Below are 19,678 nucleotides of genomic sequence, written 5' to 3'. Positions count from 1 at the left end.
GGGCCCACTGCGTTGTTCAACGCTGCCTCCGTTTCGTCCCTCCTCTCCTCCGATTCCGACTCCGGTGACTTCCCGCTGGCCGACTACGGCTGGACAGCCGAGTCCGAGGAGCTCTTCGCCCCGCTCGCCGAGGCCGGGCTGACGCCCGCCCGGATCGTCCGGGTGGACCGCGGCCAGTGCGACGTCGTCCTGGCCGACCCGTCGACCGGCGAGCCGCGCACCGTCCGGGCCGACACCCGGTCGGTCGGCGACGTCGACATGATCAACTGCCCCTGCACCGGCGACTGGGCGGCCGTGGACCTCGCGGCCCGGCCGATGCCGGCCGTCGCGGCGCTGCTGCCGCGCTCCACCGCGATCATCCGCAAGGTGGCCGGCAAGCGTTCGGACGGCCAGGTGCTGGCGGCCAACGTCGACACCGTCCTGATCGCCGCCTCGCTCGCCGCCGAGCCCGACCTGGGCCGGATCGAGCGCTTCCTGGCCCTGGCCTGGGAGTCCGGCGCCGATCCGGTGGTCGTCCTCACCAAGGCCGACCTGGTGGACGACGCCGACTTCATCCGGGCCGACGTCGAGGCCATCGCCCCCGGCGTCACGGTGCTGGTGGTCAGCGCCGAGACCGGCGAGGGGGTGGACGTGCTGCGCGCCTGCACGCCCGGCACCACCGCCGTGATCGGCCAGTCCGGCGTCGGCAAGTCCACGCTCACCAACGTGCTGGCCGGTGCCGAGGTGATGACCGTTCAGCAGGCCCGGGCGGTCGACCAGAAGGGCCGTCACACCACGACCACCCGCGAGCTGATCCCGCTGCCCGGCGGCGGCGTGCTGATCGACACGCCCGGCCTGCGCGAGGTCGGCCTCTACGGCGGCGAGGGCGTGGCGATGGCCTTCTCCGACATCGAGGAGCTGGCCGAGGGCTGCCGCTTCCACGACTGCGGCCACCACACCGAGCCCGGCTGCGCGGTGCGGGCCGCGCTGGAGGACGGCACGCTCCCGCAGCGGCGGATGGACAGCTACCTCAAGCTCCAGCGCGAGAGCGAGTGGATCGCCTCCCGTTCGGACGCCCGGCTGGCCTCGGCCCGGCTGAAGAAGTGGAAGACCATCACCAAGTCGGTGCGCGCCCGGGGCGTCGTCAAGCGGTGACGGCGGACCGGCGGGGCGGCGGGCGCGCTGCGGCGGCCCGTCGCCCCGCCGGGCGCATGCCGCTACGCTCGACCGCGTGGACGAGATCGACGGGGTGGAGGTCCTCGCCTTCGTGGACGCCCGGGCCTTCGAGGACTGGCTGGCCGCCAACCACCCGCGCCACGAAGGCGTGTGGATCAGGATGGCCAGACGGAAGTCCGGCATCGCGTCGGTCACCGACGACGAACTGGTCGACATCGGCCTCTGCTACGGCTGGATCTCCGGGCAGCGCCGCGCGCTCGACGAGCGGTACTACCTGCAGAAGTACGTACCGCGCCGGCCCAGGAGCCTCTGGTCGCAGGTGAACGTCGACCGGGTGGCGGCCCTGACGGCCGAGGGCCGGATGCGCGGACCCGGGCTCGCCGAGGTGCGCCGCGCCCAGGCGGACGGCCGGTGGGCGGCGGCCTACGCCTCGCAGCGGGCCGCGACCGTGCCGCCGGAGCTGGCTGCGGCGCTGGAGGCGGACCCGCGGGCCCGGCGGGCGTTCGAGGCACTCGACCGGACGGCGCGCTACCGGCTCGTGCTCCCGCTGCTCCAGGCGCTCACCCCGCGGGCCCGGCGGGACCGGCTCGACCGGGCCCTGCGGCGGCTGACGGGCGACGGCGGCCCGGCGGTGTAGCGGTCGGCGGGCGGTGTGCGGGGCGAGGCGGCCCCGAGCGGGCGGCGTCGGCGGCCGGTCGGTGGAGTTCCGTCAGCGCAGGAGGTCGGCCACCACGCGGAACCGCTCCAGCACGACGGGAGTGGAGTCGTCGACGGTGAAGCCGGGATCGCCCAGCGCCGCCCGCAGCTCCTCGCTGTGCCAGAAGTCCTCGTGGCCCGCGCGCCACGCGGCCACCGTGGTGAAGCCCTCGCCCTCGTCCACGGCGTGCCGCAGGTCGACCTCCGCGAGCGGGACGACCCGGACGTCCGTGGTCTCGGTCACCGCCACCGCCCGGCCGTCCGAGTCGATCACCGCCGAGCGGACGCCCACCCTCGGCAGCGGTTCGTCCTCGTGCTGGTACTCGGCGAGCAGGCCGGTGGTGCTGGTCTTGGCGCCGCTGACGACGGCCGCGACCAGCCGGTCGCGCAGCGGCCCGGGGAAGGCGAACTGCTCCACCCGTAGCGCGGTGACCCGGGGATCGTCCGGGCCGGTGTACGGCTGCTCGGTCACGGGAGGCTCCTTGTCACCGGGAGAAAGGGTCAGTCGGTCGGGCGGATCGGGTGCCCGGCCCGGCCAGGGTAGCCGCGGGCCCGGCCGCACGGCTCGCGGTTTTCCCGGCGCGGGCGAGCGGCCGGAAAGCCGCTCCGGCGGACCCGCACGCCCATGTCCGATTCCCGCCAGTCCCACCCCGCCGAGTGCCGCAGACTGGACAGCGTGATTGACGACGACATCCGGTACCGAGCCGTGGACAGCAGGGACTCCCGCTTCGACGGCGTCTTCTTCACGGCCGTCACTTCGACCGGCATCTACTGCCGGCCGAGCTGCCCCGCCGTGACCCCCAAGCGCGTCAACTGCACCTTCTACCCCAGTGCCGCCGCCGCCCAGGGCGCGGGCTTCCGCGCCTGCCGGCGCTGCCGCCCCGACGCGGTGCCCGGCTCGCCCGAGTGGAACCACCGCGCCGACCTGGTCGGCCGGGCGATGCGGCTGATCGGCGACGGCATCGTGGACCGGGAGGGCGTCGCCGGTCTGGCCCACCGCCTCGGCTACAGCTCCCGCCAGCTCCAGCGCCAGCTCACCGCCGAACTCGGCGCCGGGCCGATCGCGCTGGCCAGGGCCCGCCGCGCCCAGACCGCCCGGCTGCTGCTGCAGACCACCGAGCTGCCGGTCACCGAGATCGCCTTCGCGGCCGGGTTCGCCTCCGTCCGGCAGTTCAACGACACCGTCCGCGAGGTCTACGACCGCACCCCCAGCGGGCTGCGCGCCGAGGTCGCGGCGGGGCGGCGCACCGCGACCCCGGCCGGCGGGCTCACCCTGCGGCTGGCCTACCGGGGCGCGCTGGACAGCGACCACCTGATCGGCTTCCTGGCCCTGCGCGCCGTGCCCGGGGTGGAGGAGGTGGTCCCCGGCCCGCGCCCGGGCCTGCGCACCTACCGCCGCACCCTCACGCTTCCGTACGGCCACGGCATCGCCGAGGTGGACGGGCTGGCGGCCGACGAACCCCGGACCCGCGGCTGGCTGGACTGCCGCCTCTTCCTGACCGACCTGCGGGACCTGCCGACCGCCGTCCAGCGGCTGCGGATCCTGTTCGACCTGGACGCCGACCCGGACGCGGTGGACGGCCGGCTCGGCACCGACCCGGTGCTCGGCGCGCTGGTCCGCGCCCGCCCCGGGCTGCGTTCGCCCGGTCACGTCGACCCGCACGAGCTGGCCGTCCGCGCCGTCCTCGGCCAGCAGGTCACCGTCGGCGCCGCCCGCACCCTGGCCGGCCGGCTCGCCGAGAAGTACGGCGCCGTCCTGCCGGAGCCGAACGGCGGGCTGCGGCTGCTCTTCCCGACCGCCGCCGCCCTGGCGGTGGCCGACCCCGAGGACTTCGCGATGCCGGCCGCCCGCCGCCGGGCGCTCACCGGTCTCTGCGCGGCGCTGGCCGAGGGCGTCGTCCGGCTGGACGGCGGCGTCGACCGGGAGGAGGCGGCGGCGCAGCTGCTCGCCCTCCCCGGCATCGGCCCCTGGACCGTCGGCTACCTGCGGATGCGGGCCCTCGCCGACCCGGACGTCTTCCTGCCGAGCGACGTCGGCGTGCGCCACGGCCTCGTCCGGCTCGGCGCCCCCGGCGACCCGAGATCCGCCGACCGCGCCGCCGAGGCCTGGGCCCCCTGGCGCTCCTACGCCGTCCACCGCCTCTGGGCGGGCGCCGCGAGTGACCTCAGCACTGGAACGGAGAACACCCGAGCATGAGCACCACCGTCTTCACCTTCATGGAGAGCCCGTTCGGCCGGCTGCTGCTCAGCGGCGTCCTGCCGACGGACGGCGGACCGGCCGCGCTGGCCACCGTCACCGTCCCCGGCCAGAAGTACGCGCTGGCCGAGCCCGCCGACCACTGGGTCCACGACCCGGACGCGCTGGTCGAGCCGGTCGCCCAGCTCACCGCCTACTTCGCCGGTGAGCGCACCGCCTTCGACCTCCCACTGGCCCCGGTCGGGACCGACTTCCGCCGGAGCGTCTGGGCGGCGCTGGACGGCATCCCGTACGGCGAGACGGTCACCTACGGCCGGCTCGCCGAGCTGGCCGGTGCCTCGCCGAACGCCGTCCGCGCGGTGGGCGGCGCCGTGGGGGCCAACCCGCTGCTGATCGTCCGGCCCTGCCACCGCGTGATCGGGGCCAGCGGCTCCCTCACCGGCTTCGCCGCCGGGGTGGACCGCAAGCGCTGGCTGCTGGAGCTGGAGGGCGGCACGCTGTTCTGAGCCCGGGCGGGGACCGGGCCCGGCGTGGTCCCCGCCGGGCCCGGCCCGGTCAGGAGGACCGCCCCGGTCCGTCAGGAGGACCGCTCCGGTCCGTCAGGAGGACGCCAGGACGTGGCGGTCACGGCTCGCGCCGAAGGCCGCGACGGTCTGGGCGACGAGCACGGCGAGCAGCACGACGACCGGCAGCGACCATCCCCCGCTCGCGGAGTGCAGCAGGCCGAGACCGAGCGGGCCGAGGCAGGCGATGAGGTAGCCGATCCCCTGGGCCATGGTCGAGAGCCGGCCGGTGTGGTGAGCGTCGGGCGAGCGGGCGACGATGTAGCCGAGGGCGAGACCGATGGCGAGGCCCTGGCCCAGCCCGAGCGCGGTCATCCAGAGGTAGGCGCCCGACACGGGGGAGGTGAGCAGGCCGACGAAGCCGGTGGCGCACAGCAGGGACGCCGCCAGGGGCGGGACGAAGGCCCGGCGCAGCCGTTGCTGCAGCCAGGGGGCCGCGAAGGACGCGGCCATCCCGGGGAAGCTGGAGAAGGAGAGCATCCAGCCGGCCTCGCCGTCGCTCATGCCGTGGTCCCGCAGGAGCGTCGGCAGCCAGGAGAGGATCGCGTAGTAGCCGAGGGACTGCAGACCCATGTACAGGGTCACCGCCCAGGCGGTCCGGTCGCGCCACAGCGACCCGGGTGCGGCGGTATCGGCTCCTTCCCGCTGCACCGGCTCCGGTCGCCGGCGGTTCGCCGAACGCCGGTCCGGCGCGAGCAGTTCGGGAAGCCAGGCGAGAGCGGCCATGAGGGCGGGAACCGCCCACAGCGCGAGCACCGGCCGCCAGCCCCAGCCGGTGGCCGACGCCAGCGGGACGACCAGGCCCGCGGCGAGCGCGGCCCCGCCGGACAGGGCCAGGGAGTAGCAGCCGAGCATCAGCCCGGCGCGGCCGGCGAAGTCGTGCTTGATGAGCTGCGGCATGAGGACGTTGCCGACCGCGATCGCCACCCCGGCGATCAGGGTCCCGCCGAACAGGGCGGGCGCTCCCGGGACGGAGCGCAGCACGATGCCGCCGGCCAGCGCGAGCAGCGCGTACCAGAGCAGGTGGTGGGGGCCGAAGCGGCGGGTGAGCCGGGGCGCGAGGAACGCGAACGCCCCGAAGCAGACGACCGGCACCGTCGAGAGGGCTCCGGCGCCGAACGACGAGAGGTGTTCGTCGTGCTCGACCTCCGCGAGGACGGGGGACAGGGACGCGACGGCGATGCGCAGGTTCAGCGCGGCCAGGCTGAACGCGAGAGCGGCTTGTACGGCGCGTGCTCCGGTCGGTCCGGGGAGGGACGGCTGCCGGGACGCCGACGGGTGGGCCGCAGGGGCCTGATGGGTCAATGGGGCCTGATGGGTCACTGGGGCCTGATGGGTCACTGGGCTGGTCATGCCGTCCACTCTCGGCCGGAGCCGACGTGGCGGGCCACCGATAGGATGCCAAGCTATGAGGGAAACCCGCCATCTCGATCCCGCGGAACGCGGCCGCATCGCCCTGGCGCACGGGCAGCGGCTGCCCGTCCATGCCCACGACCGCGGTCATCTGGTCTATCCGGCCACCGGCGTGCTGTCCGTGACCACCGTCGGGGGCACGTGGATCGCCCCGCCGACCCGGGTGGCGTGGACTCCCGCGGCCTTCGAGCACCACCACACCGCGCACGGCAACGCGGACATGCGGATTCTGTTCCTTGTCGACGCGCTCGCCGCACGGCTGCCCGCGCGTCCGGCCGTGCTCAGCGTCTCCGGGCTCGCCCGCGAAGCCCTGCTCGCCCTCACGGCCGAGGAGGCTGCCGCCGGCGGGCGGGAGCCGGAGGCGGTCGACCGGCTGCACGCCGTCGTCGTCGACGAGCTCGCCCTGGCGCCCGAGCAGCCGCTGCACCTGCCCGAGCCGGCCGACGACCGGCTCCGGGCGCTGACCGGCATCCTCTACGCCGACCCGGCCAACCAGCAGACGCTCGCCGAGCTCGGGACGCGGGTGGGGGCGAGTGAGCGCACGCTCAGCCGGCTCTTCGGGCAGGAGCTGCGGATGAGTTTCCACCAGTGGCGCACTCAGCTCCGCGTCCACCACGCGCTCACCCGGCTCGCCGCGGGGAAGTCCGTCACCGAGACCGCTCTCGCCTGCGGCTGGGCCAATCCGACGACCTTCATCGAGGCTTTCGCCGCTCTCGTCGGCGAGACCCCCGGCCGTTACCGCACCCGTCAACTCCCCGGCGGGCGTGGCTAGGCGGGGTCCGCGCGGAGGTCCACCCGCCAGTCGTTGCTGCGCATGGGGCGCCCGGGCGGGAACTCGAAGGCGGTCTCGCCGAGGAGGGTGAAGCCGGCCTTGCGGCAGACGGCGTTCGAGGCGGGGTTGGCCACGTCGGGGAAGGCGTGCAGATGGGGGTGGCGGGCCTCGCGGCGGGCCGCGGCGACGGCGGCCCTGGTGGCGGCCACCGCGATGCCCCGGCCCTGGTGGGCGGGCAGGACGTTCCAGCCCATCTCGTGGACGGTCGCGCCCTGCCACGTCCGGGTGCCGTAGCCGACGGTGCCGACCGGCTCGCCGCCGGGGAGCAGCACGATGCGGTACATGCAGCCGACGCCGGAGGGGACGAAGTCGAGGTAGCGGCGGTGCCGGTGGAGGAGTTGCCGCTCCGTCTCCGGGCCGCCGACGTGCCGCTTCATCTCCGGGGTGTTGACCTGGCGGAGCAGCGCCAGATCGGCGTTCGTCCAGGGCTCGATCCGTATCCGTGCGGCGTCCGCCCGAGTGCTCTCCATCCACGGACGGTAGCCGCCGCCGGGCCCGCTCGTCACCCGACTATTCGGGCCCGGTCGGTTGCTCGGGCGCACCCGGGTCGGCCAGCGCGCGGGCGAGCCGGTCGAGGGCGGGGAGCGCCTGCATGACGGCCTCGCGGTCGGCGGCGGTCAGGGTGGCGAGGGCGGTGGCGATGCGGCGCTCGTGGGCGTGTCGCCAGTCGTCCAGCTGGCGCAGGCCCGCCGGGGTGAGCGCGATCCGGGCGGTCCGGCGGTCGCCGGGATCGGCCTGGCGGTCGACGAAGCCGGCCTCCAGCAGCTTGCCGACCAGGCCGCTGACGGTGTTCGGGGCCAGCCGCTGGCGGGCGGCGAGTTCGCCGACCCGCAGCGGCGCGGCGGCGAGCGTCTGGAGGAGCTCGACCTGCGCCATCGGCAGGGACTCCCACGGGTACTCGGTGCGGATGCTGCTGCGCAGGGCGCGGCGCAGCCGGGTGACCACGTCGGTCAGCCGCCGGGCGCGTTCGATCGCCGGAGCGGGGAGCTCCGCCGGGACCCCGGGGGCGGCCTGGGTGTCGGCAGGCGCGGCGGCGGGGTCGGGAACGGGGGGTGACGACGGCATGGCGGACAGCGTAGCGCCTGGTGGCGGCCGCGCCGTCGGCCCGATCACCTGCCGAGAAGGGGTCGATCGCCCACCCCAGGCCGCCCGCCGACCGCCCACTCCCGGCCGCCCGCCGACCGCCCACCCCAGGCCGCCCGCCGACCGCCCACCCCCGACCGCCCGCCGACCGCCCACCCCCGGCCGCCCGCCGGAGGCCGCGGCCGCCGGTCGCGTACCGTCTCGACACCGGGCCGACACCCATCGGTGACCGATCAGCTCGTAGAAAGAACATATCTGCATCCGATATATTTCGCCGTATGAACGCCACCGCCCTCGCCACCAGGCTGCTCGCCGAGCGCCCCCGGCCGCGTGGCATCGCCGGGTGGCGGCACGCCCACTGGCTGGCCGTCGGCACCGTCTGCCTCGGGGCGTTCCTCGGCCAGCTCACCGCCGGCATCACCGCCCTGGTGCTGCCCGCGCTCGGCGGGCACTTCCGGGCCGACTTCGCCGCAGTGGAATGGGTCGCGCTGGCCTATCTGCTGGTGCTGGTGGCCCTGCTGGCCCCGGTCGGCCGGCTCTCCGACCTGGTCGGGCGCAAGACGATGTACCTCGGCGGCTTCGCCGTCTTCGCACTGGCCTCGCTCGGCGCGGGGTTCGCCGGGGGCCTCTGGATCCTGGTGGCCTGCCGGGCCGTGCAGGCGGTCGGCGGCGCGATGATGCAGGCCAACAGCGTCGCCCTGGTGGCCCGCGGCGTCCCCGGCCACGCGATGCGCCGGGCGCTGGGCATCCAGGCGGCCGCCCAGGGCCTCGGCCTGGCGCTCGGCCCCAGCCTCGGCGGGCTGCTGGTCGAACACGCCTCCTGGCGCTGGGTGTTCTGGATCAATGTGCCCATCGGACTGTTCGGCATCCTGGCGGGCTGGTTCCTGCTGCCCCGCACCCGCGCCCGGGCGTGGGTCCCCGGTGTCGCCGACGGCGACGGCGACGGGGGCGGGGGCGCTACCGGGGGCGGCCGGTTCGACCTGTCCGGACTGCTGCTGCTCACCGGAGCCACCACCGCGCTGCTGCTCGCCCTCTCCACCGCCTCCGGCCTGCCCCTGCCCGGCTGGGCCGCGGCGGCCCTGCTGCTCGCCTCGGCGCTGCTCACCCTCGGCCTGGTCCGCCAGGAGCGGCGGGCCGCCCGGCCGATCCTGGCGCCGGGGCTGGTCAACACCCCGGGCGTGCGGCCCGGGCTGGCCGTCGCGCTGATCGGCTATCTGCTGCTGTTCTGCCCGCTGGTGCTCGGCCCGGTGCTGCTCGCCGGGGCGGGCGTCCCGGTGGTCCGGGCCGGTCTGGTGATCACCCTGCTCCCGGCCGCCTTCGCGCTCGCCGCGACCGTCGGCGGCGCGCTGCTGCCGCGGGGCTGGTCGGACGTCGGCCGCTGCCGGTTCGGCGCCGCCGTCGCGGGCGCCGGGCTGCTGCTGCTCGCGCTGCTGCCGGTGGGGGCGGCGACGGCGGCGGGCCCGCTGCTGGTCGCCGGGTACGGGCTGGGGCTGCTGCTGCCGGCCAACAACGCGCTGGTGATGCGGGCGATCCCGCCGCAGTGCTCGGCGGTCGGCGGCGGCATGGTCAACATGGCCCGCAGCCTGGGAACGGCGCTCGGCACCGCGCTGCCCGTCCTCGGTGTCCATCTGGCGGGCGCGGCGTCCGGCGGGCGGACGGTCCTGCTCGCGCTCGCCGCCGTGGCGGTCCTCGCGGTGGCGCTGGTCCGCCCGGCCGGGCGGACGCCGGGGCGGCCGGAGCCGGGCGGGGCCTGACCGGTGCGCCGCGGAGGGGGCCCGGGGCGCCGGCCCCGGTGACCGGTCACCCCTCGGCCCGGGCCTTGAGGAGGTGCAGCCAGGCGTCCAGCGAGGCGTCCAGCGCCGCCTGGAGTTCCGGCCGGGCGGCCTCCACCGGTGCCCCGGCCCAGGACTCCTCGGTGTGGACGCGCACGCCGTCCCGGACCGGGGTGAAGGTCCAGACGTGCACGGCGGTGATCCCCTGGGCCGGGCCGCCCCAGACGATCCGGTGCGGCGGGCGCACCTCCCGGACGGTGGAGGTGATGTCGCTCAGGCCGTGCACCGACCAGCGGAACACCGAGCCGGTGCGCAGCGGGCCGGGAGTCAGCCACTCGGTGCGGGTGACGTCGGGCTGCCAGGACGGCCAGGCCCCGATGTCCGTCTGGATCCGCCAGATCCGTTCCAGCGGCGCGTGGATGACGATGTCGTCGCGGGTGATCACCGGGGCCCGGTGGTCGATCCGGACGGCGGGCTGCTGCCCGCCGCCTCCGCAGAGCCCGGTGACGACGGCGACGGGCAGGGCGGCGGCCCTGGCGGCGAGGGTGGTGAACACGGTGGGTCTCCTGGTCGGGTGCCTGAGGGGGATGCCTGAGGGGGATGCCTGGGGGGCGGTCGGGCGGGGGCCGTGCCTACGGGACGAGGACGACCTTCCCGGCGACGGTGCCGGACTCCGCCAGGCGCATCGCCTCGGCGGCGCGTGCCAGCGGCAGCTCGGCGGCGACCCGGGCCGTGATCTCGCCCCGGTGCAGGGCCGCGAACACCTGGGAGAGGTCGGCGCGCAGGCGGGCCCGGAACCGGTTCGGGGCGAACGCGCGGCCGGCCCAGACGTTGAAGAAGTAGGCGTGGCGCCCGTTGGGCAGCAGGTTCCACAGCCACACCCGGCCGAGCAGCGCGAGCACGGGCAGCTGCTTGGAGCCCTCGGCGTCGCGGGTGGCGGCGCTGCCGTAGGAGACGAGCGTGCCGCCGGGGGCGAGCAGCCGCCAGGAGTCGGTGATGCCGGGGCCGCCGACGTGGTCGAACACGGCGTCCACGCCGCCCGGGGCCAGCTCCCGGACCCGGGCGGGGACATCCTCGCGGCGGTAGTCCACGGGCGTGACGCCGAGGGCCCGCAGGGCGTCGTGGTGGCGGCCCGAGGCGGTGCCGATCACCCGGGCGCCGGCGCCGAGCGCCAGCTGGACCAGTACCGAGCCGACCCCGCCGTTGGCGCCGTGGACCAGGACGGTCTGACCGGCCCGCACCCGGGCCTTGCGGTGCAGCATCTGCCAGGCGGTCAGCCCGTTGACGACCGCGGTCTCGGCCTCCGCCGCGCCGACGCCGTCCGGCACCTCGACGAGGTCCGCGGCGTCCAGCGCGACGTGGCTCGCCCAGCCGCCGGTCTTGGTCATGGCGGCGACCCGACGGCCGACCAGCTCGGGCCCGACGCCGGGGCCGGCCGCCAGGACCGTACCGACCAGGTCGTACCCGGGGACGAAGGGGAACGCCGGCTGGTCGTAGTAGCGGCCGCGCCGCATCTGCTGCTCGGCGAACGAGACCCCGGTGGCCTCCACCCCGACCAGCACCTGACCGGCGGCGGGCACCGGGAGCGGCAGCCCCGAATGGACCTCCAGGCCTTCCGGCTCGACCTTGCCCGGCAGGACGACCTCGACGTACTCGGTGGCAACCATGGTGATCTCCTCTGCGTTTGATGCTATCGCTTCCGTTAGAAGCTATAACTAGAATGAATGCCGCCGAGGGTCGTGTCAAGCGAGCGAATCCATCGATCGTGAGCGCCTCTGCCGTGAGTGATACCGTCTAACCCGTGCTGTGGTCCCCGTACCCGGCGGGCGGCCGGGGCGGGCGAGCGGGTACGGCGACGGACCGATCTCGGGAGGGACCGATCCCGGGACGGGCGGATCCCGGGGCGAGCGGAAGAAGGAGACAGACATGGCCGACAAGGCGCCGACCCCACGCGAGCGGTACCGGCAGCAGGTCCGCGCGGAGGTCAAGGAGCGGGCCTGGGAGCAGATCGCCGGGGTGGGCGCGTCCGCGCTCTCACTGAACGCGATCGCCAAGCAGATGGGCCTGAGCGGACCCGCGCTGTACCGGTACTTCGCCAACCGCGACGAGCTGATCACGGAGCTCGTTCGGGACGCCTACCGCAGCCTCGCCGACGCCCTGCTGGCCACCGGCTCCGCCGGGGGCACCCACCCGGCGGACCTGCTGGAGCTGACCCGGACCCTGCGCCGCTGGGCGCTGGCCGACCCGCACCGCTACTTCCTCGTCTACGGCACCCCGGTCCCGGGCTACCACGCTCCCGAGGACACCACCGTGATCGCCTCGGAGATCATGTCGACCCTGCTCGACGCCTGTGTCGCCGCCGGTCCGGGGCCGGAGCCGGCGGGGCCGGCCGCCGCGCTCGACGCCTACCTGGAGCACCACCGCCCCTGGGCCGCCGGACACCCCGGCGCCCGCCCGGCCGAGCTGCGCCGCGCGCTCGCCTTCTGGACCCGCCTGCACGGCACGCTCTCGCTGGAACTGGCGGGCCACTTCACCGGGATGGACCTCGACCCGGAGCTGCTCTACGCCGCCGAGGTGGCCTCCCTCAGCTCGTGACGCCCGCCCACCGGGCGGCCCCGTCCGATGGGAGAAACGGCCGGGGGTGAGACGGCCGGGGGCGGTGGACGGAATCCGTCCACCGCCCCCGGCCGGGTGCTGCGGGTCGATCAGGACGCGGGCACACCAGGGGTGGCGCCGCGCTCGGTGAGCATGTCGGTGATCAACTGGATCTCCGAGGTCTGCCCGACCACCATCGACTGGGCGAGCCGCTTCTCGGTCTCGTTCTTCGCCAGGTCGACGTAGCCCTGGGCCATCTCCACCCCGCCCTTGTGGTGCTCCAGCATCAGCTGCAGGTAGAGCACCTCGGCGTCCCGCCCGCTGAGCGAGCCCAGCTTGGCGAGCTGGGTGTTGGTGGCCATGCCCGGCATCAGCGAACCGTCGTGCGCCGCGTAGTCGTGGCCCATCTTCATCCAGGCCATCGGCTTGGCCGCCGAGTGCTGCGGGAGCCCCCACTGGTCGAGCCAGCCCATCATCATCCCGCGCTGGTTCGCCTGGGTGTTGATGATGTCGAAGGCGAGGGTGCGCACCGACGCGTCGCCGGTCCGGTCCCGGACGATGAACGACAGGTCCACGGCCTGCTGGTGGTGGGTCGCCATGTCACGGGCGAACCCGGCCTCGGGCGAGTCGTCCGCCGGGGCCGCGATCGAGGACGAGCCGGACGCCGACGTCCCGCTCGCCACCAGCGCGGGGACCCCGAGCGCGAGGGCGAGCGCGGCGGCCAGCGCCGCCGGCCACCAGAGCCGCTTGCGGCTGGGCGCCGCGTCCGGAGTGTCGTCCAGGGCGTCGCCGTGGCCGGTGTCCCGGCCGTCGTCGTGCGCCCCGGACACCGCCGCGTCGGCGGTCACATCGCCCCCATGGTGCAGGACGCGCCCGGCTCCTGGGTCTGCTTGCCCTGCACGTACTTGGTGAAGAACTCGCCCACCCGGGGGTCACTGGCGCTGTCCACGACCAGCTGGGTGCTCCAGGCGCTGAGGGTGATGGTGCCCTTCTCGTCCGGGTACGGGCTCATCAGCGAGTACGGGGTGGCCTTGACCTTGTCGGAGAGGGTCTTGATGTCGTCCGGCGTGGCCTTGCCGTTGTAGGTCACCCAGACCGCGCCGTGCTCCAGCGAGTGGACGGCGCGCTCGTTCTCGACCGGCTGGTCGTAGACGTGGCCCATGCAGTCCAGCCAGATCGCGTTGTGGTCGCCGCCGACCGGCGGGGTCTGCGGGTAGGTGACCTTCTCCTTGACGTGGTTGCGGCTCAGGTCGCCGAAGGTCTGGACGCCGTCGATCGGCGCGGCGGCCGCGGTCTCCTTGGCCTTCTTGTCGTTGTTGGCGTCGACCACGATCCAGGTGCCGGTGGCGATCGCGGCGATCACCAGGGTCCCGGCGATCACCGAGGCGATGATCTTGTTCCGGCGGTCGCGGCGCTGCTCGGCGGCGCGCAGCTCGGCTATCCGGGCACGACGGTCGAGACCGGCCTGCTTGCCGCTCGGCTTGTTGGACTGCTTCGAGGCGGAACCCATGAGGTGTCCTTGTCCCCGCCGGGCGCTTCGGGCGCGGCGGTCAGATGAGAGGGCGGAGGGGCGGATCCGTCGGTGCCACCCCGGCCGCCGTCCGTTCGGACGGGCGGGGGGAGGACCGGCGGTGGGTTCCGCTCAGGACCGGTGAACTTGGAGCTCGTGCAGGTCGGGTGCCGGGCGCGGACCGTCCGGGAGCCCGCGCGGAAGCATCCGGGGCCGGGCCTCGGGAGTCTCCGGGCGGGGCGTCAGGGCGGGCTGCTGCTGGGGCGGCGGATTGGGCAGCTGGGCGTCCTGGGCGCAGTACGGGTGACCGGAGCAGCCGTTGTCGCGGTGCGGCGGCTCGCCGTCGGCGGAGCACCACGTCCGGTGCCGCTTCTGCTCGGCGAGCCGGTCGGCGAGCGTGCCGGCCGGACCGGTGCGCGGGGCTCCGGCCTGCCGGGACGCGTGCTCCGCCGCCGGCGTCCGCGGTGCTCCGGCGGTCGGAGGTGTCCCGGCGGTCCGCGGTGTCCCCGTCGTCGGGGCGGCCGCGAGGGCCGGGCCGGCGACGCCGTCCGGAACGGACGCGGGGGCGGACCGGTCCACCGAGACCGCCTGGGCCTGGCCCGCGCACGGGAGCGCCGCCAGCAGCCCGACCAGCAGGAGGAACCACAGGACGCCCACCGGGCGGCCCGCGAACGCGGTCCTCCCCGGTCGGAGCGATCTGGGGGCCGACGCGGTCATGCGCACATTTAATCAGCCGAACGGGTGAAGCGATGCCCCTCCTCGGCCCCCATTTTCGGCCCCCGAACCTCCTGAATACTCCGGAAACGCCCTGCTCGGGGCAGTTCCGGCAAGCGCGGACGGAACGGAAACGAAACATGGGGCGAACCCGGTCATTGGGATCATCCGATCAGTGTGCGGTTGTCGCCGAAACCCGGACACCGTCGTTGCACTCGGAGACAATGACGTCGAGTCCGGCCCCGCCGGGGGCGGCGCGACCACGGACCGACCAGGAGCCGCCAGATGAGCAAAAAGGGTGCACCCGCACAGCAGCCCCGACCGGACGACGGTTGGTGGGAAACGGTCTACGAAGGGCCGGCGGGCACCCTCCCCGACACTCCGGACGCGGTACCGGGGGAGGGTAGCGTCGACGACTGGTTCGACACGGCGGTCGGGCTGATCGGCCAGCAGCGGACGGGCGGGCCGGAGGGCGGGGTGAAGCCCGCGGCGGCGCCCGAGGTGGCGGAACCTGCGGCGTCGGCGGCGCCGGGGCCCGAGGTGTCGGCCCCCGAGGCGTCGGAGCGGGCCGCGCCGGAGCCCGACCTGCTGGAGCGGGACAGCATCGACGACTGGTTCGACACCGCGGTCGGGGTGATCGGGCAGCAGCGCGGGCCGGAGGAGACGCACCGGTTCCCGGCCCCGGCCTGGGCGGCCGCGCCCGAGGCGGAGGCGGGGCCCGAGCCGGAGCCGGGTCCGGAGGCGGTGGAGGAGCCCGCTCTCCGGAAGGATCCGGAGCCGGCACCGGAGCCGGACCCCGTGGTGGAGCCCGAGCCCGAGCCCGAGCCGACGACTGCCGGCCCCGAGCCCGCCGTCGAGCCCGAGCCCGAGCCCGAGCCCGCTCCTGCGCCCGAGCCCGAACCCGACCCCGTCCCCTCGGCTGCGGCGGTGGCCGTCGCCCGCCCCGCCGCCCGGTCGGTGCTCGCCGACGCCGGGCCCGCCGTCCCGCACGTCGGCGAGCGCCCGCCCACGTACGGGCCCGAGCCGACCGCCGTACCGGAGGCCGACCCGGGCTCGCTCGGCGCCGTGGTGCCGGACACCGTGCTGGAGGGGGCCCAGTACGCCACCGCCACCGTGCGCGCCGTCTCGGTCCGCGGCGACTCCGCCCGCTACCGCGGCGAGCCCCGCCGGGACGCGCTGCTGGTGACCAGGTTCGGCGAGGGCACGGACGGCCTGCTGCTCGCCGTGCTCGGCGGCTTCGACCGCACGGGCGCGGGCTCCGCCGAGGCGCTCGCCGACATCGCCGACGTCGCCCCGGAGGCGGTCGCGACGGCCTCCGCCGAGGCGTGCCGCCAGCTCGCCGCCGCGATCGGCCGCAGCCGGGCCGGCCTCGCCGCCGACCTGCGCGACGGCGCGCGGGACCGCCTCCGCTACGGCCTCCAACGGCTCGCGACGGCCGCCGCCGCCCCGCTGCGCGGCCTGGCCCCCCGGGCGGCCGGCGAGGACCAGGTCTTCCCGGCCTCGCTGCACTGCCTGCTGCTCTCGCTCGACCCGGCGGCCTCCTACCGGGCGGCCTTCGGGGTCGGCCCTGGCGGGCTCTACCTGCTGCGCTCCGGTCACTGGATCGACGCCTACGCGGCCCGGCTGCTGCACCACCCGGACGGTCAGCCCCCGCTGCCGGACGGTCCGGCGCCGGACCCGCGCCCGTTCCGGTTCCGGATGGTCCCGGCCACTCCGGGCGACATCCTGCTGCTCTGCACCCCGGGTCTGGCCCGGCCGATCGCCGACGAGCCGGCCGTCGCGCACTTCCTCGCCGCCCACTGGGCACACCCGCACCCGCCGGGCACCGTGGACTTCCTGCGCCAGGTCCAGGTCCGTGCCAAGGGGTACGCCGACGACCGCACGGCGGCCGCGATCTGGACGGAGTGACGCTGCCGGAGTCCCTCCGTCAGGCGGGCGCCAGCAGGGTCCGGCAGGCCGACTCCGCGAGGTGCAGAGCCCTCGCGCGGAGCGCGCCGGGCAGGCCGAGCGCGAGCGGTACGGCGAGACCGTCCAGCAGCGCGCGGATCTGGGCGGCCCGCTCGGTGGCCGCTCCGGCCGCCGCGGCGAAGGAACCGGAGGCGGCGCCCTCGTCGAGCAGGGCGACCAGGTCGGCGTCCCAGGGGGCCTCGATCTCCAACTGCCCCTGCCGCAGCTCCTCGCTGGCGGGGGAGCGCCCCCACACCTCCACCCAGAGGATCCAGCGCGGATCGCCCGCGCCCTCGGGCAGGTAGAGCCGGGTGTAGTCGCCCAGCCGCTCCCAGACGTCCCGGTCGCCGTCGGCCAGCGCGGTGCGGCGGCGGGCCCCGAGCTGGTCCTCGCTCCAGCGCAGCGTCTCCAGCAGCAGCTGGTCCTTGCTGCCGAAGTAGTAGAGCAGGTGACCGGCGCTCATCTGCAACTGCTTGCCGAGGCCGGCCATGGTCAGCTTGGCGAGCCCGTGTTCGGCGATGGCGGCCCGCGCGGTGGCGAAGACCTCCTCGCGGGGCCGCGCCGGCCGGCGCGGGCGGGCGTCCGCCATGTGCTGCTCTCCTCTGTGCCGCTGCGACCGCGCCGCAGCGGCACCCACGATACCGGCGGCGCCCGAAGCCCCCCTGACCAGGAGCCCACCGGGCCGACGCCCCGCCCCGGCCCTCTCGGCGCGGGCGGGGCCCGCCGCCGGGGCGGCTCAGCTGTTGGTCCGCGCGAGCCGGTAGGGCCCGAGGAAGTACGAGAGTGCGGCGTGGGAAGGGCCGTCGGAGATCTCGCCGCTGGTCAGCAGCTTCACGACCCCGGCTTCCGACACCCACTCCACCCGGGCCGCTTCGGAGATGTCCTCCGGCTCGCCGATGCGGGTGCATCCGGTGACGTGGTAGCTGCGGAAGTGTGCGTCCGAGATGCCGGCCATGGCGTCGTACTCGGTCATCAGCTCGACCCGGCCCGGACGCCAGCCGGTCTCCTCCTCGACCTCGCGGGCGATCGCCACCGCCGGGTCCTCGCCGGGATCGGCCCAGCCGGCCGGTACCTCCCAGCCCCACCGGCCGGTGATGAAACGGTGCCGGTGGAGGAGCAGGAACTCGCCCGCCTCGTTGGTGACGACGGAGGTGGTGGAAGCCCGGGGCATGCGGACGACGTGATGCTCGATCCGGCCGACGCCGGGAATGTCCACGTCGTCGAGCCAGACCTCCACCCAGGGCGAGCCGTACACCTGCCGCCGACCATGCACCGGCCACTCCGCTCCCGCCACCGGGCCCTCCTCATGCGCGTGCGAGCTGGTGCCTCGACTCTCTCACGCGTGCGGCCAGCTCCTGGACGGGCTTCTCGCCCGCCCAAGGGGCGAGGGCCTGCTGGAGGGCGCGGGGCCCGGAGGATGAGCGGCTGGACGACGGCGGGGCCGGCGAGGTCAAGGCCGGCGTGCGCGGTGGCACATGCAGCAACGAGGTCGCCTTGGCCGAGTCGAACTTCGGCGAGGTCGAGGGTGAGGACGGCCCGGCCCTTGATATCGGCGACGGCCCGGTGGGCGATGGCGGTCTCCAGGAGGTGACCGGCGGCGTCGTGTTCGCCGAGGTGGGCGTAGGTCTCGCCGGCGAGACCGTCGAGGAGTGGGGACGCGGTGGAACGGCACGACCACTCGGCTGTTGTCGACGTGCGCATCTGGATGCGCGGACACCAGGAGCAGGACCACCGCTGATCTCCCTGGCCGGCCGTACCGCGGTACGGCCGGCCAGGGCTACTCGTCTCGGAAGAGGTGATCTGGAGGGATGCCGAGTGCGTGGGCGATCAACAGCAGGCTGTCGACACTGATGCTGTTCGTCCCAAGCTCGGTCTCCGGGAGATGGTGCGCCGGTCTAGGCCTGCCGCGTGGGCGAGGCCCTCCTGGGAGCGGCCAGCTGATCTTCGTACCGCGCGCATGCGGCGGCCACTCCGCTGGCGCTCGTGGAGAACCCAGCTGGGGAGATGGGACGGCACGCCGGCTCTTTCATGATCAAGTGGGAGAGAGAGGGGAGATGATCTACGAAGGAGCTGCTGTCCAGTGCCGGCACTGGACAGCAGCTCTCGGTATTCCGGCAGGTCAGGGGGGCTGATCTGCCGGGGTGTCACACCTTCGGCTGCTGCTGGGTGATGCAGTGGATGCCGCCGCCGTTGGCGAAGATCTCGCGGGCGTCGACCAGTTCGACGGTGCGGCCGGGGTAGGCCTGGCCGAGGATGGCGGCGGCCTCCTGGTCGCGGGGGTCGTCGAAGGCGCAGAGCACCACGGCGCCGTTGGCCACGTAGTGGTTGATGTAGGAGTAGTCGACCGGCTCGCCGTCCTCGTCCGACAGGACGGTGGGGGCGGGGAGTTCGATGACCTCCAGGGCGCGGCCCCGGGCGTCGGTGGACGCGCGCAGGATCGCCACCAGCTCCTGGCACACCTCGTGGTCGGGGTGGGCCGGGTCGGGCTGGACGTGGGCGACCACGACGCCGGGGCGGACGAAGGAGGCGACGATGTCGATGTGGCCGCGGGTGCCGAACTCGTCGTAGTCGCGGGTGAGTCCGCGCGGCAGCCAGATCGCCTTGGTGGTGCCGAGGTGGGCGTGCAGCTCGGCCTCGACCTCCTCGCGGGTCCAGTCGGAGTTGCGGCCCTCGCCGAGCTGCACGGTGTCGGTGACGAGCACGGTGCCCTCGCCGTCGACGTGGATGCCGCCGCCCTCGTTGATCAGGCGGGAGGCGAAGCGCTGAACACCCGTCAGTTCGCTGATGTGCTCGGCGATGTGCTGGTCGTTGTCCCAGCGGGCCCAGGACTGCGCCCCCCAGCCGTTGAAGATCCAGTCGGCGGCGGCCAGCGAGCCCTTGCCGTCGATCAGGAAGGACGGGCCGATGTCGCGCATCCAGGCGTCGTCCAGCGGGCGCTCGACGATCTCGACCTCGGGGGCGACGTACTTGCGCGCCTCCTCGGTCTCGCCGGTGTTGACCACCAGCGTCACCGGCTCGTACCGGACGATGGTGTTGGCCACCGCGGCCCAGGCCTCGCGCCCGGCGTGCAGGTGCTCCGGGCTGTCGAAGGTCGGGTTGGTGGTGGGGAACGCCATCCAGGTCCGCTCGTGCGGGTGCCACTCGGCGGGCATCCGGTAGCCGAGCGAGGCGGGGGTGGGGGTCATCTTCGCGTCCTTGGAG

General features: G+C 75.0%; 20 protein-coding genes. 8 read left to right on the top strand and 12 right to left on the bottom strand.

Translation table 11 applies throughout. The features are described from left to right. Positions 1-12: 12 nt before the first annotated feature. Positions 13-1,134: a ribosome small subunit-dependent GTPase A gene (rsgA, locus tag OG618_RS10890; RefSeq protein ID WP_442906781.1), complete on the top strand. Its 1,122-nt coding sequence runs from the start codon at positions 13-15 to the stop codon at positions 1,132-1,134. A gap of 76 nt (positions 1,135-1,210) precedes the next feature. Next, on the top strand, positions 1,211-1,792 hold the full coding sequence (locus OG618_RS10885; RefSeq protein WP_329487143.1) for a YdeI/OmpD-associated family protein: 582 nt from the start codon (positions 1,211-1,213) through the stop codon (positions 1,790-1,792). Between the two features lie 72 nt (positions 1,793-1,864). Here the strand turns inward: OG618_RS10885 and OG618_RS10880 are convergent, their stop codons facing one another. Continuing rightward, complete coding sequence (locus OG618_RS10880; protein WP_329492068.1) at positions 1,865-2,269, bottom strand: ASCH domain-containing protein; 405 nt, start codon at positions 2,267-2,269, stop codon at positions 1,865-1,867. Positions 2,270-2,527: 258 nt separating this feature from the next. On the opposite strand from OG618_RS10880, the gene OG618_RS10875 reads away from it, so the two are divergent. Both OG618_RS10875 and OG618_RS10870 read left to right on the top strand, forming a co-directional pair. After that, positions 2,528-4,048 carry a DNA-3-methyladenine glycosylase 2 family protein gene (locus OG618_RS10875; RefSeq protein ID WP_396486817.1) on the top strand — a complete coding sequence of 507 codons (1,521 nt, stop codon included), beginning with the start codon at positions 2,528-2,530 and terminating at the stop codon, positions 4,046-4,048. Further along, complete coding sequence (locus tag OG618_RS10870) at positions 4,045-4,554, top strand: methylated-DNA--[protein]-cysteine S-methyltransferase (protein ID WP_329487141.1); 510 nt, start codon at positions 4,045-4,047, stop codon at positions 4,552-4,554. Before OG618_RS10875 ends, OG618_RS10870 begins: the two co-directional genes overlap by 4 nt. 93 nt (positions 4,555-4,647) lie before the next feature. On the opposite strand, the gene OG618_RS10865 is transcribed toward OG618_RS10870, so the two are convergent. Further along, positions 4,648-5,916 carry a CynX/NimT family MFS transporter gene (locus OG618_RS10865; protein WP_329487140.1) on the bottom strand — a complete coding sequence of 423 codons (1,269 nt, stop codon included), beginning with the start codon at positions 5,914-5,916 and terminating at the stop codon, positions 4,648-4,650. Between the two features lie 103 nt (positions 5,917-6,019). Between OG618_RS10865 and OG618_RS10860 the strand changes: the two genes are divergently transcribed. Continuing rightward, positions 6,020-6,796 carry an AraC family transcriptional regulator gene (locus OG618_RS10860; protein ID WP_329487139.1) on the top strand — a complete coding sequence of 259 codons (777 nt, stop codon included), beginning with the start codon at positions 6,020-6,022 and terminating at the stop codon, positions 6,794-6,796. On the opposite strand, the gene OG618_RS10855 is transcribed toward OG618_RS10860, so the two are convergent. Both OG618_RS10855 and OG618_RS10850 read right to left on the bottom strand, forming a co-directional pair. Continuing rightward, positions 6,793-7,326 (bottom strand): GNAT family N-acetyltransferase, encoded by a 534-nt coding sequence (locus tag OG618_RS10855; protein ID WP_329487138.1) that lies wholly within the window; start codon positions 7,324-7,326, stop codon positions 6,793-6,795. The two genes, OG618_RS10860 and OG618_RS10855, sit on opposite strands and share 4 nt — an antisense overlap. A 40-nt stretch (positions 7,327-7,366) precedes the next feature. After that, positions 7,367-7,921 carry a MarR family winged helix-turn-helix transcriptional regulator gene (locus OG618_RS10850; protein WP_329487137.1) on the bottom strand — a complete coding sequence of 185 codons (555 nt, stop codon included), beginning with the start codon at positions 7,919-7,921 and terminating at the stop codon, positions 7,367-7,369. Positions 7,922-8,217: 296 nt separating this feature from the next. Between OG618_RS10850 and OG618_RS10845 the strand changes: the two genes are divergently transcribed. Further along, positions 8,218-9,693 (top strand): MFS transporter, encoded by a 1,476-nt coding sequence (locus tag OG618_RS10845; RefSeq protein ID WP_329487136.1) that lies wholly within the window; start codon positions 8,218-8,220, stop codon positions 9,691-9,693. A 46-nt stretch (positions 9,694-9,739) separates the two neighbouring features. Here the strand turns inward: OG618_RS10845 and OG618_RS10840 are convergent, their stop codons facing one another. Further along, the gene (locus OG618_RS10840) at positions 9,740-10,267 is read right to left on the bottom strand and encodes an SRPBCC family protein (RefSeq protein WP_329487135.1); all 528 of its coding nucleotides are present in this window, start codon (positions 10,265-10,267) and stop codon (positions 9,740-9,742) included. A gap of 76 nt (positions 10,268-10,343) precedes the next feature. Beyond that, the gene (locus OG618_RS10835; protein WP_329487134.1) at positions 10,344-11,378 is read right to left on the bottom strand and encodes a medium chain dehydrogenase/reductase family protein; all 1,035 of its coding nucleotides are present in this window, start codon (positions 11,376-11,378) and stop codon (positions 10,344-10,346) included. 259 nt (positions 11,379-11,637) lie between these two features. Between OG618_RS10835 and OG618_RS10830 the strand changes: the two genes are divergently transcribed. Continuing rightward, positions 11,638-12,306, top strand: a complete 669-nt coding sequence (locus OG618_RS10830; RefSeq protein ID WP_329487133.1) for a TetR/AcrR family transcriptional regulator — start codon at positions 11,638-11,640, stop codon at positions 12,304-12,306. Positions 12,307-12,416: 110 nt separating this feature from the next. Here OG618_RS10830 and OG618_RS10825 read toward each other — a convergent pair whose 3' ends face one another. The 3 genes from OG618_RS10825 to OG618_RS10815 form a co-directional block, all read right to left on the bottom strand. After that, complete coding sequence (locus OG618_RS10825; RefSeq protein ID WP_442906780.1) at positions 12,417-13,154, bottom strand: DUF305 domain-containing protein; 738 nt, start codon at positions 13,152-13,154, stop codon at positions 12,417-12,419. After that, on the bottom strand, positions 13,151-13,816 hold the full coding sequence (locus tag OG618_RS10820) for a DUF3105 domain-containing protein (RefSeq protein WP_329487132.1): 666 nt from the start codon (positions 13,814-13,816) through the stop codon (positions 13,151-13,153). The genes OG618_RS10825 and OG618_RS10820 overlap by 4 nt, the downstream gene beginning before the upstream one ends. Before the next feature lie 132 nt (positions 13,817-13,948). Continuing rightward, on the bottom strand, positions 13,949-14,533 hold the full coding sequence (locus tag OG618_RS10815; RefSeq protein WP_329487131.1) for a hypothetical protein: 585 nt from the start codon (positions 14,531-14,533) through the stop codon (positions 13,949-13,951). Between the two features lie 282 nt (positions 14,534-14,815). On the opposite strand from OG618_RS10815, the gene OG618_RS10810 reads away from it, so the two are divergent. Next, positions 14,816-16,438 carry a protein phosphatase 2C domain-containing protein gene (locus OG618_RS10810; protein ID WP_329487130.1) on the top strand — a complete coding sequence of 541 codons (1,623 nt, stop codon included), beginning with the start codon at positions 14,816-14,818 and terminating at the stop codon, positions 16,436-16,438. A 19-nt stretch (positions 16,439-16,457) separates the two neighbouring features. Here the strand turns inward: OG618_RS10810 and OG618_RS10805 are convergent, their stop codons facing one another. The 3 genes from OG618_RS10805 to OG618_RS10795 all read right to left on the bottom strand — a co-directional run bounded on the left by OG618_RS10805 (position 16,458) and on the right by OG618_RS10795 (position 19,662). After that, entirely contained in the window at positions 16,458-17,066 is a 609-nt protein-coding gene (locus OG618_RS10805) for a TetR/AcrR family transcriptional regulator (RefSeq protein WP_329487129.1), read from the bottom strand. A 147-nt stretch (positions 17,067-17,213) separates the two neighbouring features. Beyond that, positions 17,214-17,771: an NUDIX hydrolase gene (locus OG618_RS10800; protein ID WP_329487128.1), complete on the bottom strand. Its 558-nt coding sequence runs from the start codon at positions 17,769-17,771 to the stop codon at positions 17,214-17,216. Between the two features lie 850 nt (positions 17,772-18,621). Beyond that, positions 18,622-19,662, bottom strand: a complete 1,041-nt coding sequence (locus tag OG618_RS10795) for an agmatine deiminase family protein (protein ID WP_329487127.1) — start codon at positions 19,660-19,662, stop codon at positions 18,622-18,624. Between the last annotated feature and the right edge of the window lie 16 nt (positions 19,663-19,678).

Source organism: Kitasatospora sp. NBC_01246 (genome assembly GCF_036226505.1).
GTDB lineage: Bacteria > Actinomycetota > Actinomycetes > Streptomycetales > Streptomycetaceae > Kitasatospora.
Note: the sequence above shows the minus strand (reverse complement) of the source record. Positions and strands in the feature narration are given on the sequence as shown.

Coding starts and splice junctions, on each gene's coding strand:
- OG618_RS10870 (WP_329487141.1), top strand. CDS start 4,045: ATGAGCACCACCGTCTTCACCTTCATGGAGAGCCCGTTCGGCCGGCTG.
- OG618_RS10860 (WP_329487139.1), top strand. CDS start 6,020: ATGAGGGAAACCCGCCATCTCGATCCCGCGGAACGCGGCCGCATCGCC.
- OG618_RS10855 (WP_329487138.1), bottom strand. CDS start 7,326: ATGGAGAGCACTCGGGCGGACGCCGCACGGATACGGATCGAGCCCTGG.
- OG618_RS10850 (WP_329487137.1), bottom strand. CDS start 7,921: ATGCCGTCGTCACCCCCCGTTCCCGACCCCGCCGCCGCGCCTGCCGAC.
- OG618_RS10845 (WP_329487136.1), top strand. CDS start 8,218: ATGAACGCCACCGCCCTCGCCACCAGGCTGCTCGCCGAGCGCCCCCGG.
- OG618_RS10835 (WP_329487134.1), bottom strand. CDS start 11,378: ATGGTTGCCACCGAGTACGTCGAGGTCGTCCTGCCGGGCAAGGTCGAG.
- OG618_RS10830 (WP_329487133.1), top strand. CDS start 11,638: ATGGCCGACAAGGCGCCGACCCCACGCGAGCGGTACCGGCAGCAGGTC.
- OG618_RS10820 (WP_329487132.1), bottom strand. CDS start 13,816: ATGGGTTCCGCCTCGAAGCAGTCCAACAAGCCGAGCGGCAAGCAGGCC.
- OG618_RS10815 (WP_329487131.1), bottom strand. CDS start 14,533: ATGACCGCGTCGGCCCCCAGATCGCTCCGACCGGGGAGGACCGCGTTC.
- OG618_RS10810 (WP_329487130.1), top strand. CDS start 14,816: ATGAGCAAAAAGGGTGCACCCGCACAGCAGCCCCGACCGGACGACGGT.
- OG618_RS10805 (WP_329487129.1), bottom strand. CDS start 17,066: ATGGCGGACGCCCGCCCGCGCCGGCCGGCGCGGCCCCGCGAGGAGGTC.
- OG618_RS10795 (WP_329487127.1), bottom strand. CDS start 19,662: ATGACCCCCACCCCCGCCTCGCTCGGCTACCGGATGCCCGCCGAGTGG.